The sequence below is a fragment of the Geitlerinema sp. PCC 9228 genome (assembly GCF_001870905.1).
Classification (GTDB): domain Bacteria; phylum Cyanobacteriota; class Cyanobacteriia; order Cyanobacteriales; family PCC-9228; genus PCC-9228.
Genome location: NZ_LNDC01000101.1, coordinates 1 through 14525 on the forward strand (window position 1 = coordinate 1; position 14525 = coordinate 14525).

Consider the following 14525-nt stretch of genomic DNA (forward strand, 5'->3'; position numbering starts at 1 on the left):
CGAGAACAATCCCTACCTCCCTCCCATCCTGACCTCGCTACCAACTACAACAATCTCGCAGAGTTGTACCGAACCCAAGGCAAATACGACGATGCCGAACCTCTCCATCTTAAAGCTGTTCAAATCTACGAACAATCCCTACCTCCCTCCCATCCTCACCTCGCTACCAGCTACCACAATCTCGCAGCGTTGTACTATCTCCAAGGCAAACTTGATGATGCCGAACCTCTCTATCTTAAAGCTATTCAAATCTGGGAACAATCCCTACCTCCCTCCCATCACAGCCTCGCTACCAGCTACAACAATCTCGCAGGGTTGTACTATCTCCAAGGCAAATACGACGATGCCGAACCTCTGTTTTTAAAAGCTTGGCAAATTCTAGAAGAAAAATTGGGTGCGGAACATCCCCATACGCTCGCTGCCAAAGGAAATTACGAAATTGTGCAACAACGGCGCAAACAGTAAAAATAACCAACAATCCAGACTGGAAAAACGATCGCACAGCTGCTGTCAATATCCCAACACAAGTGTAAAATCTTCTAAAACCAGAACAGTTCTTTCGTTTGTGGCACAATCGGGGAAAAGCAATGCTTCGGTGCAGCTCAGCACTAACCCAACTTCAAAACAACCATGCAAACAGGCACGCAACCGATTGTTCGCGATTTGGTGATGGTGGGTGGCGGTCACAGCCATGCGATCGCTTTAAAATTGTGGGGAACCCATCCCATACCAGGCGTACGAGTAACTTTACTGACCGATACGTCCCACACCCCCTATTCTGGCATGTTGCCTGGCTATGTCGCTGGCTTTTATACTTACGACGAGTGCCACATCGACCTACACCAACTGGCGAATTTTGCCGGGGCGCACATGATTCGCGATCGCGCTGTTGGTCTGGATTTGCAGGAAAATCGGGTTTTGTGTGCCGAACATCCCCCCATTCGCTTCGATGTTCTGTCGTTGGATATTGACAGCACGCCCCAACAATCTACCATACCCGGTGCTGCGGAATACGCCATTCCGATTAAACCCGTCACGCAATTTTTGCAAGTTTGGCAGCAAATTACCGAAAGCATACAATCTGCCAGCGGCTTTGTCGAAACCTTGCCCTATCCCTTACGCTTGGCAATTGTGGGTGGTGGTGTCGGTGGGGTGGAACTGGCTTTATCCATGGATGCCTGTTTGCGAAGGTTGAAACACCCGGCGGAGGTGCATTTGTTCCAGCGACGGCAGGAATTGGTTCCCCAACAAAACGCTGCTACCCGCCGTCGCTTGCATCGGTGGTTACAACACCGCCGCATTCGAGTACACACATCAGCTACCATCAGCCAAATTACCAAACAAAGAAGAATTTATCAGCTGCAATGTCAGTCTGGGAAGTCCTGGCAGTGCGATCGCGTTTTTTGGGTAACCAATGCCAGCGCTCCCCCTTGGATTGCTGAGTCAGGATTGGATACCGACCGCGAAGGATTTGTTTTGGTGCGGGATACCCTGCAATCCGTTTCCCATCCCCAAGTATTTGCTGCCGGCGATATTGCCACCATGCAACGCTACCCCCGACCCAAAGCCGGTGTCTTTGCGGTACGTCAGGGCAAACCCCTGTTCCAAAACCTCCAGCGAGCTTTGTTAGAAAAACCCCTGCAACCCTTTACCCCCCAAAAGAAATATCTGATTCTTATCGGTACAGGACAAGGAAAAGCCATTGCTTCCCGGGGCAGCTGTGCCTGGGGACCGTCTCCCTGGCTGTGGCATTGGAAAGACCGCATCGACCGCCAGTTTGTGGCCAGGTTCCAGAATCTTGCGGCAACCCAACCGCCTGTCCAATCCTCCAAAGCCTTTCCCTATACCGACAGTGGAAACGATGGCATTTCTCTGTCTTCTGCCTTTATCCAACGAGTGCTGGTGCGGGTAGAACGGGATGCTGCTATTTGGAAACCTCCGACCCAGCAGCAACGAACCATGGATCCTACTGCCGCTCGCAGCTGTAAAGTTTTTCAAGTTTCTTCGGAGTCTTCTATACTAGAAACTATAGATTACTTGTATGCGGTAGTGGGCGATGGGTTTCTTTTCGGGAAAATTGTTGCCCGGCACTGTCTCAGCCAACAGTGGGCAATGGGGGCTACACCGCAGCATGCCATGGCGATCGCGGTAGTTACTCACGGGAATGATTTAGTTACCGCAGAAAGTCTGTATCAACTGGTTAACGGTACCATTCAAGGTTTATCCCCTGTCCCTCTATTTGGCATTCAAGCCAGCAAAAGTCGGCGTATGGCTTTGGGATTAGCCATTCAGGGGAAAATGCCTGGGGAAAATGTTGGGGTATCCAATCGCTTGTACCCAGAACAAACCATATTTGTCACCAAAGCTTTGGGGGTAGGAACGTTGCTGGCTGCCGATTGCCAGTTACAAGCCAAAGGACGGTGGGTGGAAACTGCGATCGCTTCCATGTTGCTTGCCAACGAGAATGCCGCTCTCTGCTTGCGGCAGCACGGGGCAACCGCTTGCGTATCCCTTGGGGAAGAGGGGTTGGCGGGTTATTTGTGGGAGTTGGTGCGGGTATCTCGCGTGGGGGTAGAGCTAATTTTAGGGACACTTCCCAGTTTGGAAGGTGCGATCGCTACTTTAGAAGCAGGCATTGTCAGTCCCCGCCACCAGGAAAATCAGAAAATAGCCCTACATCTGCGCAACGCCGACCGATTTATGGGAGACCCCCAAACGGAACCGCAATATCATTTATTGTTCGATCCCCAAATTTCGGGAGGATTGCTGGCAGCTGTTCCTAACGAACGAGCCAATGCTTGCTTGCAGGCATTGTACGAGTTAGGATATACCGACAGTACCATGGTGGCTCAGGTGGTTGACCAGTCCCAGGGCATTCGATTGAAATAAATCCAAAAAGTTAGGAAATGGAAATGAAAAAGACCCCCGTCACCATTAAAAGAGCGGCACTCATGCGAGTTTTAAATCCCGGTTCTGCAAAAAATAAATGTCCCCAAAGTACGCCCCACAAAACGCTGGTGCGTTTGATAGAAATCACATTGACCACCGTAGTTAAGTTAATAGCACTCATTTGGCAAGTAACGGTGAGCGCGTTAAACATCCCCACGGCAACCAGAAAAAAGCGCTGCGGCCAAATTTGCTGCCAGGAAATTTTTGATTTGAACCAAACAATGGGACTCAAGACCAGGGCAATATATCCGTAGGAAGCGATCGCCCAAAAAAGCGGCGAAGAATTTTGCACCCCCATCTTATCAAAATTGGCTGTCAAACTCCACAACAAAGCCACCCCCAGCATAAACCGCGGTCCGGCTTCCCGCAGCAAAGCTTGAAAAGGCACCAACCATCCTTCCTTTCTAACTTGAAAATTGAGCGTGTAGGTGCCCACCACCAAAAAAACCACACCAACCAGATCGAAAACCTGGGGAGATTCCCCCACAATCAACGGCGAAGTCACCAACAAAAACAGCGGGGTTAATGTTATCATAGGCAAGGATAGGGACATATCCGAACGTTGCAGAGCATGTAGGTACAGCAAGGTTGCCAAAACGTTCAAACTGCCACTAGCAAGCAAAGCCAACCCAAAGCGATCGCCGAGAGGAGGAATGGGAACCACCAAAAGCAAAGGGAGCAAAAAGAAAAACGTCAGCGCGGCAAACATCCAGGAGATAAAATAGCCGTCAAAAATGCGCAAGTTTCTCTTGCTAAAAACATCCTTCAGAGATTCCGAAAAAGCCGTACAATTGGCCAGCAAAAACCAAACCATAATGTAATTTTCTGTTTTTGTAAGTTATTCTACATGGATGAGGGAATTTATCATTTATAAAGGGAAACGGCGATCCATGTAAAGGACGTTTCGTGTCAATACGCAAATATTTTTCCAACCTTGTTCAGGAATTGGGGCAGCAATGATTCTTAATTCGGAAAACAAAGTTTTGATTCAGGGGATTGCCGACCCCCAGGGAACCACTCACGCCGCATTCATGCAAGCCTACGGAACCAACGTGGTGGCTGGTGTTCATCCCGGTCAGGGAGGGCAAACTTTACATAACATTCCCGTTTTTGATATGGTAGAGCAAGCGATCGCGAGAGTGGGGGAACTACACACCAGCATTATTTTCGTCTCCCCCTTCGATGCTGTGGATGCTGCCTTAGAAGCGATCGCGGCTGGGATTCGCCAGTTGGTTTTGGTCACCGAAGGCATTCCCCCATTGGATATGGTGCGCCTGATTCGGCAAGCGGAAGTTACCGAAACCTCCATCATTGGACCCAGTTCCCCCGGCATCATCATTCCCGGTGAAGTTTTGCTGGGAACCCATCCCACCGAATTTTACACCCCCGGCAACATTGGCATCGTCTCCCGCAGCGATACCCTAACCTACGAAATCGCCGGCGAACTCACCCGACAAAAAATGGGGCAATCCATCGGCATCGGCATCGGTAGCGACACCATCGTCGGTTCATCCTTCCACCAATGGTTGCAAATTTTAGACGAAGACGATCGCACCGAAGTAATTATTTTAATTGGCGAAATTGGCGGTACCAGCGAAGAATCCGCAGCACAATACATCCGCGATACCATTGACAAACCCGTAGTCGCCTATATTGCCGGTCGCTACGCACCCCAAGGGAAAACCATCGGTCACGCCGGCGCTGCCATTGCCGCACAAACTACCAGTTCTGACCCCTACGTCAACTTCTTCCCAGACGCCAACCGCGGCACCGCCGACACCAAACTGGCTGCCTTTCAGCAAGCGGAAATTCCCGTCGCCGAAACCCCCTCGCAAATTCCCCACCTGGTGAAAAAATTCCGCAAAAAAGGGGGTCGCCGCCAAAAATAAACTTCCCGGCCCAGCCACTAGCCAAACCAGCAATTTCGTGTTACGATACCTTTCTGGAGCGGTTGGGAAAAACTCGATCGTCAAGGGCATGTAGCTCAGCGGATAGAGCACCAGATTCCGGTTCTGGGTGTCGGGGGTTCAAGTCCTCCCATGCCCGTTTTTGATTGATTTTCTGCAGATCAAAAATTTCAAGCGATCGCAACTTGCCCCATTTTCTGCGATCGCGCTTTCCTCTATAGTAGAAAAACAAATACCGAACTTCCCAACCCAAATCGTGGAACTCGGTAGACCGTTCTTGCCATACAAACCAACTCGGCTACTGGAGACAAAAACGCCAAGATGGAAGCAACCAACTTTAAACCTGGTTTAGAAGGAATTCCCGCAGCCAAATCCGAAATTTGCTACGTAGACGGCGAACAAGGCATTCTCCAATATCGCGGCATTCCCATCGAAGCACTCGCAGAACACAGCAGCTTCCTAGAAACCACTTACTTGCTAATCTGGGGAGACCTTCCCAACCAAAAAGAACTGGCTGACTTCGAATACCAAATTTACCACCACCGGCGGGTCAAATCCAAAATCCGCGACATGATGAAATGGTTTCCCGAAGCCGGTCATCCCATGGATGCCTTGCAAGCCGCCGCCGCCTCCCTGGGATTGTTCCATTCCCGCCGCGTCTTAGACGACCCGGAATACATCCGCAAAGCCGTGGTTCGCCTCATCGCCAAAATCCCCACCATGGTGGCAGCCTTCAAACTCATGCGTAAAGGCAACGACCCCATCACCCCCAGAGACGACCTCAATTACGCCGCCAACTTCCTCTACATGCTAACCGAACAAGAACCCGACCCCCTCGCTGCCAGGGTGTTTGACGTTTGTTTGATTCTCCATGCCGAACATGGCATGAACGCCTCTACCTTCTCTTCCCGGGTTACCGCCTCTACATTAACCGACCCCTATTCCGTCATTGCCTCTGCCGTGGGAACCTTAGCCGGTCCTTTGCATGGCGGCGCTAGCGAAGAAGTGGTGGATATGCTAGAAAAAATTGGCTCTTGCGACAACGTAGAACCCTACATCGAACATCGCATCGCCAACGGTGAAAAAATCATGGGATTCGGTCATCGGGTCTATCGCGTGAAAGACCCCCGCGCCACCATTTTACAGAACCTCGCCGACCAACTGTTTAATAAATTTGGTGCCGACCCAGTGTACGATATCGCCTTGGAAGTAGAACGGGTAACCACCGAAAAACTGGGGAACAAAGGCATTTATCCCAACGTAGAATTTTACTCCGGCATGGTCTTTCGACAATTGGGCATTCCCCGGGATATGTTTAGTACAATATTTGCGATCGCGCGAGTAGCCGGTTGGCTAGCACACTGGAAAGAACAGCTAGCGGTCAATCGCATTTACCGTCCCAAACAAGTATACACCGGCGGTCACCACGACCCGTACCTTCCCCTAGACCAACGATAAGCGTTTATGGCTTGGAAACCACAACCCCTAGCCAACCTGTTAGATAGCGACAGGCAAGCCGCAGCGATTTTCCTATTCCCAGCATTTTTGTTATTGGGAATCTTTGTCTTTTTCCCCATTGTTTACCTGTTCTACCTCAGTTTTACCACCGATAACTTCACCGTTACCGGAACCCGCTGGGTAGGATGGCAAAACTACTGGCGGTTGCTGGTGACCCCAGAATTTGCCAAAGTAGTCGCCAATACGGTTTATTTCACCGTTGCCACAGTAATTCCCAGTTTGGTAATTCCTTTGGGATTGGCAGCATTGCTCGATCGCAAGGTAGCATTACGGGGATGGCTGCGTACCGCCTATTTTATTCCTTCCATCACCTCCATGGTTGCCGTGGGGTTGGGATGGCGCTGGCTGTTTCAAAACGAAGGACCGGTGAATGCCCTGTTAGAATGGATGGGATTGCCATCTGTTTCCTGGTTGGGAAGTACGGTGTGGGCCATGCCGGTTATTATTTTATTAAGCACTTGGAAGCAGTTGGGATTTAATATGGTGGTATTCCTCGCTGGCTTGCAAGTGATTCCCCAACAACGCTACGAAGCCGCCGAACTCGATGGCGCTGGGGAATGGCAAAAGTTCTGGCATGTTACGTTACCGGGGTTGCGACCGACGCTGGTGTTTGCCACCATTACCACTGCTATTTTTACTTTACGCAGTTTCGAGCAAATTTATATTGTCACCGGCGGCGGTCCTTTAAATTCCACCAATATTTTGGTGTACTATGTTTACGAACAGGCATTTGCCCAGTTTGATTTTGGATATGCCGGGGCAGCGGCTACGGTATTATTGCTTGTAACTCTGATATTGGTTTATATCCAACTGCGCGTTTGGCGGGAGTAGAACCTTTATGGTTGCTTTTTTACTGGTTACGGATTTAGACAATACCTTGGTTGGCGACCGAGAAGCAACAAACGAGTTAAACCAAATTTTGCAGCAACATCGCCAAAACCACGGGAGTAAGTTGGTTTATGCCAGCGGTCGTTCCCGCCATCTGTTTCGACAGCTACAACAAGAACAGTCTTTGTTGGAACCGGATATATTTGTGGGTTCGGTGGGAACGGATATGTACTATCCTAGCAGCAACCAAAGCGAACCGGAATGGCAGGAAAAATTGCGCAGCCACTGGCACCGAGATCGAGTTTTATCCATAGCGGCGCATTTTGCAGATTTAACGCCGCAACCCGATAGCGAACAGGGAGAGTTTAAGGTTAGCTACTATATTACCCAACCGGCGGCGCAGGAGGTACTTCCCCGTTTGGAACAATTGCTGCAAGAAGCAGGTTTGGATATACGGTTGGTTTACAGTAGCGATCGCGATTTGGATATTTTACCACGGCAAGGAAATAAAGGCACGGCGATGGCGTTTGTGCGTCGCAAGTTGGGATTTTCCCCAGAGAATACCATTGTTTGCGGCGATTCGGGAAACGATATTGGTTTGTTTGAATCGGGTATCGAACGGGGTATTATTGTCGGCAATGCGCGGGAGGAGTTGTTACAGTGGCATGAGAAAAATCCCAACCCCCATCGCTATTTAGCGAAAGCGGCTTGCGCTGGCGGAATTTTGGAAGGATTGCGCTATTTTGGATTTATTTGAATTGCGGCGATGATTGGTTCGGTTCGGGGATATGTAACCCACATTAGCAAAAGCCAGCAGCGGGTGATGGTGTTGTTGGATGTAGGTGGGGTAGGATATGAAGTGCAAGTTCCTTCCCATTTGGTGGAGGAACTGCCATCGGAAAATACAGAGGTACAGGTTTTTACCCATTTACAGGTTAGCGACGATCGCTTGATTTTGTATGGGTTTGGTTCCCTTTCGGAGAGGGAATTGTTTCGCCAGTTGGTGAAGGTGAATGGGATTGGCGCGCAATTAGCGATCGCGTTGTTGGATACGTTGGGATTTTCCCAATTATTGCAAGCTATTGTAACCGAAAATACGCGCTTGTTGGTACAAACGCCAGGGGTGGGCAAGAAAACTGCCGAACGCATTGCCTTAGAATTAAAAAGTAAGTTGGCGCAGTGGCGAGAAGAGTCGGGGGTTAGCATTTCTCCCACGGCGGGATTGTCGGCGCAGTTGCAGGAAGAGGTGGAAATGACCTTGCTGGCTTTGGGATATACTGCCAACGAGGTGATGGATGCTTTTCAAAATTTGAGCCAAAATAAAGAAGTAGCAGATAGTAGCGATGTGGAAGATTGGATTCGGGCTGCGATCGCCTATTTAAGCTGACCTCCTCGTGCAAAAAATTCCTCCATCCTAGGGAGCAAGCCACCCTTCCTTGCCCTAGGAAATATGCTATGATAGCCAATTGCTGCATTCAAAAACCGACATCTTATGACCCTAACCAAAGAGCGCAAACAAGAGATTATCTCTGAATTCCAAGTACACGAAACCGACACCGGTTCTTCCGACTTGCAAGTCGCGGTTTTGACGGCGAGAATCGAACGTCTCAGCCAACACATGCAACAACATAAAAAAGACTACGCTTCCCGCAGAGGATTGATGAAACTAATCGGTCAGCGCAAGCGTTTGTTGAAATACATTCGTCGCCAAGACCCCCAACACTACCAACAACTCATCCAACGCTTGGGAATCCGCGGTTAAGCAAGAACCTTCTTTCCTTCTTCCCACTTTCCGATTTCCTCAAACCTTCGTTTCAGCGAGCGACTTATGGCTTCCGAACCCAAACGCAACTCCATCCCCTTTGAACCCAGGCAGCGTTCCAAAAAAAATAAGAAAAGCCAACCGGCTAGCGATGGCCAACCCAGCACCAGCAAGCCATCCCAAAAGGATAATAGCACGAACAGCCCCCCAAAAGAGGAAACTGCCAGTTCCCAACCCACCCATACCAATCGCAAAGCCGACCGCGCCATTCCCCAAGTGGTCAGCCGGCGGATGATTCGGCGGATGGGGGTTTTCTCTGGCGTTCCCATGGTGGTTGGTATGCTGGTCCTCATCTCCAGCTACTTCATCACCACCCAGGTGGTAGAATTGCCCCACAGTGCTGTCATTTTGGTTAGCATGGCGTTTCTGGGGATGAGCGTTGTGGGTCTTTCCTACGGCGTCATTTCAGCTTCCTGGGACGAACAAATGGCGGGAAGCTTGCTGGGATGGCAGGAATTTACCACCAATTTCCGGCGACTGCGGCAAGCCTGGCGTTCGCATTCCCAAAATTCCACCCAAAACGATTAGCATACAAATAGCACGCTATGTTCAAAAATAACGATCCAGCGAAGGTGGTCAAACTATGATTGTGGTTACCAGAGTCGGAACGCCAGAAGCAGAAATCAATCGCATTAGCGAAGAATTCCGCAGCTGGGGATTGACTCCAGAAAAAATCGTCGGGCGGTATAAAGTGGTAATTGGGTTGGTAGGCGATACCGCCGATTTAAACCCGGAACGCATGGAAGAAATTAGTCCGTGGATTGAAAGTGTGGTGCGGGTGGAACAACCTTTCAAACGCGCCAGCCGCGAGTTTCGCCACGGAGAAGCCAGCGAGGTCTGGGTGAATACGCCGAATGGCAAGGTTCCTTTTGGCGAAAACCATCCCATTGTAACCGTAGCCGGACCTTGTTCGGTGGAAGATGAAACGTCCATCGTGCAAACGGCGTTGCGGGTGAAAGCGGCAGGAGCGAAATTTTTACGCGGCGGGGCCTACAAACCCCGCACTTCTCCCTATTCGTTTCAAGGTCACGGAGAAAGTGCGTTGGACCTGCTGGCAGAAGCGAGAAGAGCCAGCGGTTTGGGAATTATTACCGAAGTCATGGACTCGGAAGATATTGAGAAGGTAGCACAAGTGGCTGATGTCTTGCAGGTGGGAGCGCGCAACATGCAAAATTTCTCCCTCCTGAAGAAAATTGGCGCTCAATCGAAACCAATTCTGCTCAAGCGCGGCATGTCGGCTACCATTGAAGAATGGTTGATGGCGGCTGAGTATATTTTATCGGCTGGCAACAACCAAATTATTTTATGCGAGCGCGGGATTCGTACCTTCGATCGCAAGTATACACGCAATATGTTGGATTTGGCAGCGGTTCCCGTGTTGCGCAGTTTAACCCACTTACCCATTATGGTAGACCCCAGCCACGGTACGGGATGGTCTTCCTACGTTCCAGCTATGAGCAAAGCTGCAGTAGCCGCAGGAACCGATGCGTTGATGGTGGAAGTGCATCCCAACCCGTCGAAGGCACTTTCCGACGGACCGCAATCGCTGACTCTGGAAGGCTTTGAGCAACTGATGCAGGAACTGGCGGTTTTGGGAAAAACCTTCAATCGCTGGGAAGAGGAAACGCCGGTAACGGCCTAGGGATGGCATTGAGGATTTGAATGTTTGGGATGGGAAATTGATTTTGGCTTTCCTATCCCTTTTCTATATGTTGTTCCTGCTGGCTGCGATCGCTATTTCCTTGGGATTGGTAGCGGATTTCTTGCAATTCTTGAATTTGTGTTTTTACATGCATAAGCAGCTGGTCCAACGCTGGTAGGTTTTCTAGGTCGTTGGGACTGAGGGAAGGGATAGAACGCGCTTGGTTGCGGATTTCTGTAACTTTTAATTGTAGCTGTCGTGCGAGGTTTAATGCGTCTTGACTGAGCTGGTCGAGCTTGCGTTGCTTATGAAATTTTAAGGCAGCTCCCCGTAAAACTTGCAAAGTGGCCCTTTCGCCATACTCGCCTGGGGTCAAGCGTAAAATGAGCAAAATTTGACTTTGGTTGTACGTCCGTTCGATTTCCACCTGTTTGTTTTTGTTGACGGGAATCAACGGTAAGCCGTACATTAATTTCAGTTCCTTGACGATTGCCTGAAATCGGGAGGGGTCTAAATCTTCTAAAATGGATTTGACGACGCCGCTTTCACTCCAGAGGATGCGGCAGTTGGTTTCGTTGCGGTCGAAGTACAACCGACCAATACCTCCCAACAAGACCCTGGCTAGCAACTCCTGCAATAGTTGTTTGGGTTCGAGGGTAGCCAGTAGTTCGATGGGGGTGGATAGGTGGTAGGCTTCGATATGAAGTTTCGGGGGTTGTTGGTCCCGTATGGGTTGCGACATAGGGGATTTCGATGGCTGTTTTGGCGAATGGGATGGTTCAGCCGATTGTTGTTGGTGTTTTTGTTTGCCAGTGACTTTGGCTAGGGAAGCAATGAGCTTCGCCTGTTTGCTGGGGGTTTTTTGCTGGTTGCGGGATTTGAGGTAGGCGGATAGGGTTTCCTGGTGAACTTCCGAGGAAATCGGCCGCGATACCAACGAGCAATGTAGATATCCTAGCATTTTCCGTATGTAGTCTAAAGCCCCTCGATCGGAAACATCTACCATTCCTAAGTTCAAACGGCTACCTTCTAATGATAGGGGTAAGACGCGGTGGTACAAACAGACCTCAAAAGGTAGGACGCTATCAATTAATTCAAACACTTGTTCTTTATTCATGGATATCGAGGAGGATGCTTGTATAGGTGTTTTCATGGAACTTTACGACCGACCGAGAGCATACAAGAGAATATAAATATTTATATAGAGGAATCCCTCTTGATGTCCTTTATAGCATCTCAGTTCTACAACTGACCTATCCATAACTTGATTCCTTCGATCTCGTGGAAACCACGGAAGAAACTGCGATCGTGACAACGAACCTTGTTACCATCCCTAATATATATACAGCGATCGCTGCCTCCAATCGGGAAATTTATCTGTTCGTAGCCACCAAAAATTGATTTTTTCAGCTATAGCGATCGCACAAGATTCGGTCACGCGGAAAGAGAAATGGCAAGCGTTCTCCCTATTTCCCTATTGGCCACAGATTAATAGAACTGATATATGCTTCCAATCGCTCGAGGCATTCCTGATTGCCTGCCAAACAGCGATCGCTCTCAAAACGGCAGATGCCACGCTTGAATAGAAAAACTTTTGCAACTGCGCAATCCCCCCGATGGCACCGTCAAAAAAGCAAGGTCTGATGGCTTCTATTCCCTTATCTAAGGGACAGGCATAATGGCGGCCTGTTTGGGATGGCGGAACCGATTTCCTCTACCTGTTATTGTACTAGAATAACATTTTTTTGCAGGGAGCATGTAGGTATGCAGTTGGGTTGGCAAGCGTCAGAAAAAAAACTCCAGCTACGCAGCTGGAGATCCTATCAGGGAAAAACATAAAAAATATAAGGCTCGAAAAAAGGCAAGAATTTTCTATCCGGCCATGTACTGAATGATATAATCGAAATAAGGTGCTGTCGCTTCGGCATCTTCCACACTTAGAAGTGCCAAAGAAGCTTCCTTGAGAGAACGCATGGCCTCTACCATGCCAGGCATGGGAACGTCGAGGGAATTGTACATTTCCCGTACGCCTACCAAGCCAATTTTTTCAATCACTTCGGTGTCGCCAGCGAGAACGCCGTAGGTCACCAAACGCAGGTACCAGCGAAAATCCCGCAGGCATTGGTTGCGTTCGCGGTTGCCGTAGGCGTTGCCGCCGGGAGAAATAAAATCAGGACGTTTTTGCCAGAGTCTTTTACTAGCTTCGTCTACGATTTTCTTTTCGCTTTCGGCGAGGGTGGAAGCAATGCGCATCCGTTGTTCGCCAGTTTGCAAAAAAGCTCTGATATTATTGAGTTCCCCGCTAGAAGGATAGCGGAGTTCGTCGTCGGCTTTGAGAATTACCTGTTCAACTACACTAGACATAGGAGTAGCCACTCTGCCTAAAAAATAACACTCTGTAGTTTATCGAGTTTGTGGTACACAAAGAAAGGGAGTTTGTGCTTGTCTACAAATTTCTCAATGAAATCCCAGACATGGAACAACCACGACCACCGTTGGCAACCAGGTCAGCAAGTAGAAATACTCATTACCGACGTGGCTGACAGCGGTGATGGGGTTGGTAGGGTCAACCAACAAGTGGTGTTCGTTCCCCAGACCGTAACTGGCGATCGCGTATGGGTCCGTTTGGTCCAAATCAAACGCCAGTACATGCGGGGCAAACTACTACAAATTCTATCACCTTCTCCCCATCGCGTGCGTCCGAGCTGCATTGTGGCGGATAAATGCGGTGGCTGCCAGTGGCAACATATTGCCTATTCCCACCAGCTAGAAATCAAGCAACACCAAGTCGTTCAAACCTTACAACGCATTGGCAAATTGACCGATCCACCGGTTGACCCCATTCTTCCCACCGAACCATCCCTGCACTATCGCAACAAAGCTACCTATCCTTTAGAAATGTCTTCCACCGGACAAATCAAAGCCGGCTACTACCGTCAAGGCAGCCACAAAGTGGTCAATATCAACCAATGTCCCATTCAAGATTCGGGTTTGGACCCCCTATTAGCCGGGATCAAACAAGATATTCAAAAACTGGGATGGCAAATTTACGAGGAAAAGCAGCATCAAGGGGAGATTCGTTACTTATCCGTGCGCGTTGGTAGCCGTACGGGGGAAATCCTATTAACCCTGGTAGTTACCCATACTGCCCTTAAAAATTTAGAAAAACAAGCCAATCTCTGGATGCAGCAATACCCCAACCTGGTTGGCGTGTGCGCAAATATCAACAAAAAACGCACCAATACCATTTTGGGCAAGCATACGGATACAATTGCCGGACGTTCCTACTTACAAGAAATCTTTGCCGGCTACCGCTACAACTTGCGCAGCGATACCTTTTTCCAGGTCAACACCGCCACCGCCGAAGCCTTGCTGCAAGAAATGGAAAAAACCCTGCCTGCTTCTGCCGAGTTGCTGGTGGATGCCTACTGCGGCGTGGGAACCTTTACCCTTCCCCTGTCGCAACGGGTTCAACGCGCGATCGCGATCGAAATGCAACCGGAAGCCATCGAACTCGCCAAACAAAACGCCGCCCAAAACCACTTGACAAATATCGAATTTTATGATTCAAAGGTAGAAGCTTTACTGCCCCAACTGCAGCAAACGCCAGACATTGTCTTGCTAGACCCGCCGCGCAAAGGCTGCGATCGCAGTGTCATCGAAACGCTACGCCAAATCCAACCCACCCACATCGTCTACGTCAGCTGTAAAGTGGCTACCCTAGCGCGAGATTTGCAACTTTTGTGTCAAGATGGAATTTATCGCCTGCAACGGGTACAGCCGGCTGACTTCTTTCCACAAACCTCTCATGTAGAATGCGCGGCTTTTCTCGTCAAAAATACCGCATCGCCATAAACAA

At 49.5% G+C, this 14525-nt stretch carries 14 protein-coding genes and 1 tRNA gene; 12 read left to right on the forward strand and 3 right to left on the reverse strand.

The window, feature by feature from the left end:
• Nucleotides 1–465 (forward strand): tetratricopeptide repeat protein (locus AS151_RS10050; RefSeq protein WP_071516921.1); only part of this gene is annotated, 465 nt, incomplete at its 5' end.
• Nucleotides 466–630: 165 nt separating this feature from the next.
• Entirely contained in the window at nucleotides 631–2889 is a 2259-nt protein-coding gene (selD, locus tag AS151_RS10055; RefSeq protein WP_071516922.1) for a selenide, water dikinase SelD, read from the forward strand.
• 10 nt (nucleotides 2890–2899) lie between these two features.
• On the opposite strand, the gene AS151_RS10060 is transcribed toward selD, so the two are convergent.
• Nucleotides 2900–3763 carry a DMT family transporter gene (locus AS151_RS10060; protein WP_071516923.1) on the reverse strand — a complete coding sequence of 288 codons (864 nt, stop codon included), beginning with the start codon at nucleotides 3761–3763 and terminating at the stop codon, nucleotides 2900–2902.
• A gap of 142 nt (nucleotides 3764–3905) precedes the next feature.
• On the opposite strand from AS151_RS10060, the gene AS151_RS10065 reads away from it, so the two are divergent.
• The 9 genes from AS151_RS10065 (at nucleotide 3906) to aroF (ending at nucleotide 10666) form a co-directional block, all read left to right on the forward strand.
• Nucleotides 3906–4838, forward strand: a complete 933-nt coding sequence (locus AS151_RS10065) for a succinate--CoA ligase subunit alpha (protein ID WP_071516924.1) — start codon at nucleotides 3906–3908, stop codon at nucleotides 4836–4838.
• A gap of 84 nt (nucleotides 4839–4922) precedes the next feature.
• Nucleotides 4923–4995 (forward strand) — tRNA-Arg (locus tag AS151_RS10070).
• A 182-nt stretch (nucleotides 4996–5177) separates the two neighbouring features.
• Nucleotides 5178–6314, forward strand: a complete 1137-nt coding sequence (locus tag AS151_RS10075) for a citrate synthase (RefSeq protein ID WP_071516925.1) — start codon at nucleotides 5178–5180, stop codon at nucleotides 6312–6314.
• Between the two features lie 6 nt (nucleotides 6315–6320).
• Nucleotides 6321–7205, forward strand: a complete 885-nt coding sequence (locus tag AS151_RS10080) for a sugar ABC transporter permease (protein ID WP_071516926.1) — start codon at nucleotides 6321–6323, stop codon at nucleotides 7203–7205.
• A 7-nt stretch (nucleotides 7206–7212) separates the two neighbouring features.
• Nucleotides 7213–7959, forward strand: a complete 747-nt coding sequence (locus tag AS151_RS10085; RefSeq protein ID WP_071516927.1) for a sucrose-phosphate phosphatase — start codon at nucleotides 7213–7215, stop codon at nucleotides 7957–7959.
• 9 nt (nucleotides 7960–7968) lie between these two features.
• Entirely contained in the window at nucleotides 7969–8589 is a 621-nt protein-coding gene (gene ruvA / locus AS151_RS10090) for a Holliday junction branch migration protein RuvA (RefSeq protein WP_071516928.1), read from the forward strand.
• Between the two features lie 105 nt (nucleotides 8590–8694).
• Nucleotides 8695–8964, forward strand: coding sequence for a 30S ribosomal protein S15 (gene rpsO, locus AS151_RS10095; protein ID WP_071516929.1), 270 nt, complete (start codon nucleotides 8695–8697; stop codon nucleotides 8962–8964).
• Nucleotides 8965–9030: 66 nt separating this feature from the next.
• Nucleotides 9031–9552 (forward strand): PAM68 family protein, encoded by a 522-nt coding sequence (locus AS151_RS10100; RefSeq protein ID WP_071516930.1) that lies wholly within the window; start codon nucleotides 9031–9033, stop codon nucleotides 9550–9552.
• 55 nt (nucleotides 9553–9607) lie between these two features.
• Complete coding sequence (gene aroF, locus AS151_RS10105) at nucleotides 9608–10666, forward strand: 3-deoxy-7-phosphoheptulonate synthase (protein ID WP_071516931.1); 1059 nt, start codon at nucleotides 9608–9610, stop codon at nucleotides 10664–10666.
• Nucleotides 10667–10718: 52 nt separating this feature from the next.
• On the opposite strand, the gene AS151_RS10110 is transcribed toward aroF, so the two are convergent.
• Both AS151_RS10110 and apcD read right to left on the reverse strand, forming a co-directional pair.
• Entirely contained in the window at nucleotides 10719–11783 is a 1065-nt protein-coding gene (locus AS151_RS10110) for a hypothetical protein (protein ID WP_071516932.1), read from the reverse strand.
• Nucleotides 11784–12538: 755 nt separating this feature from the next.
• Complete coding sequence (apcD, locus tag AS151_RS10120) at nucleotides 12539–13030, reverse strand: allophycocyanin subunit alpha-B (RefSeq protein ID WP_071516934.1); 492 nt, start codon at nucleotides 13028–13030, stop codon at nucleotides 12539–12541.
• A gap of 96 nt (nucleotides 13031–13126) precedes the next feature.
• Here apcD and rlmD point away from each other — a divergent pair, with 96 nt between their 5' ends.
• Entirely contained in the window at nucleotides 13127–14521 is a 1395-nt protein-coding gene (rlmD, locus tag AS151_RS10125) for a 23S rRNA (uracil(1939)-C(5))-methyltransferase RlmD (RefSeq protein ID WP_071516935.1), read from the forward strand.
• The last annotated feature ends 4 nt before the right edge of the window (nucleotides 14522–14525 follow it).

Excerpts from the sequence above, each read along its gene's own strand:
- AS151_RS10060 (WP_071516923.1), bottom strand. The coding sequence starts at position 3,763 with ATGGTTTGGTTTTTGCTGGCCAATTGTACGGCTTTTTCGGAATCTCTG.
- ruvA (WP_071516928.1), top strand. The coding sequence starts at position 7,969 with ATGATTGGTTCGGTTCGGGGATATGTAACCCACATTAGCAAAAGCCAG.
- rpsO (WP_071516929.1), top strand. The coding sequence starts at position 8,695 with ATGACCCTAACCAAAGAGCGCAAACAAGAGATTATCTCTGAATTCCAA.
- aroF (WP_071516931.1), top strand. The coding sequence starts at position 9,608 with ATGATTGTGGTTACCAGAGTCGGAACGCCAGAAGCAGAAATCAATCGC.
- AS151_RS10065 (WP_071516924.1), top strand. The coding sequence starts at position 3,906 with ATGATTCTTAATTCGGAAAACAAAGTTTTGATTCAGGGGATTGCCGAC.
- AS151_RS10110 (WP_071516932.1), bottom strand. The coding sequence starts at position 11,783 with ATGAATAAAGAACAAGTGTTTGAATTAATTGATAGCGTCCTACCTTTT.
- AS151_RS10085 (WP_071516927.1), top strand. The coding sequence starts at position 7,213 with ATGGTTGCTTTTTTACTGGTTACGGATTTAGACAATACCTTGGTTGGC.
- AS151_RS10075 (WP_071516925.1), top strand. The coding sequence starts at position 5,178 with ATGGAAGCAACCAACTTTAAACCTGGTTTAGAAGGAATTCCCGCAGCC.
- AS151_RS10100 (WP_071516930.1), top strand. The coding sequence starts at position 9,031 with ATGGCTTCCGAACCCAAACGCAACTCCATCCCCTTTGAACCCAGGCAG.
- rlmD (WP_071516935.1), top strand. The coding sequence starts at position 13,127 with ATGAAATCCCAGACATGGAACAACCACGACCACCGTTGGCAACCAGGT.
- AS151_RS10080 (WP_071516926.1), top strand. The coding sequence starts at position 6,321 with ATGGCTTGGAAACCACAACCCCTAGCCAACCTGTTAGATAGCGACAGG.
- selD (WP_071516922.1), top strand. The coding sequence starts at position 631 with ATGCAAACAGGCACGCAACCGATTGTTCGCGATTTGGTGATGGTGGGT.
- apcD (WP_071516934.1), bottom strand. The coding sequence starts at position 13,030 with ATGTCTAGTGTAGTTGAACAGGTAATTCTCAAAGCCGACGACGAACTC.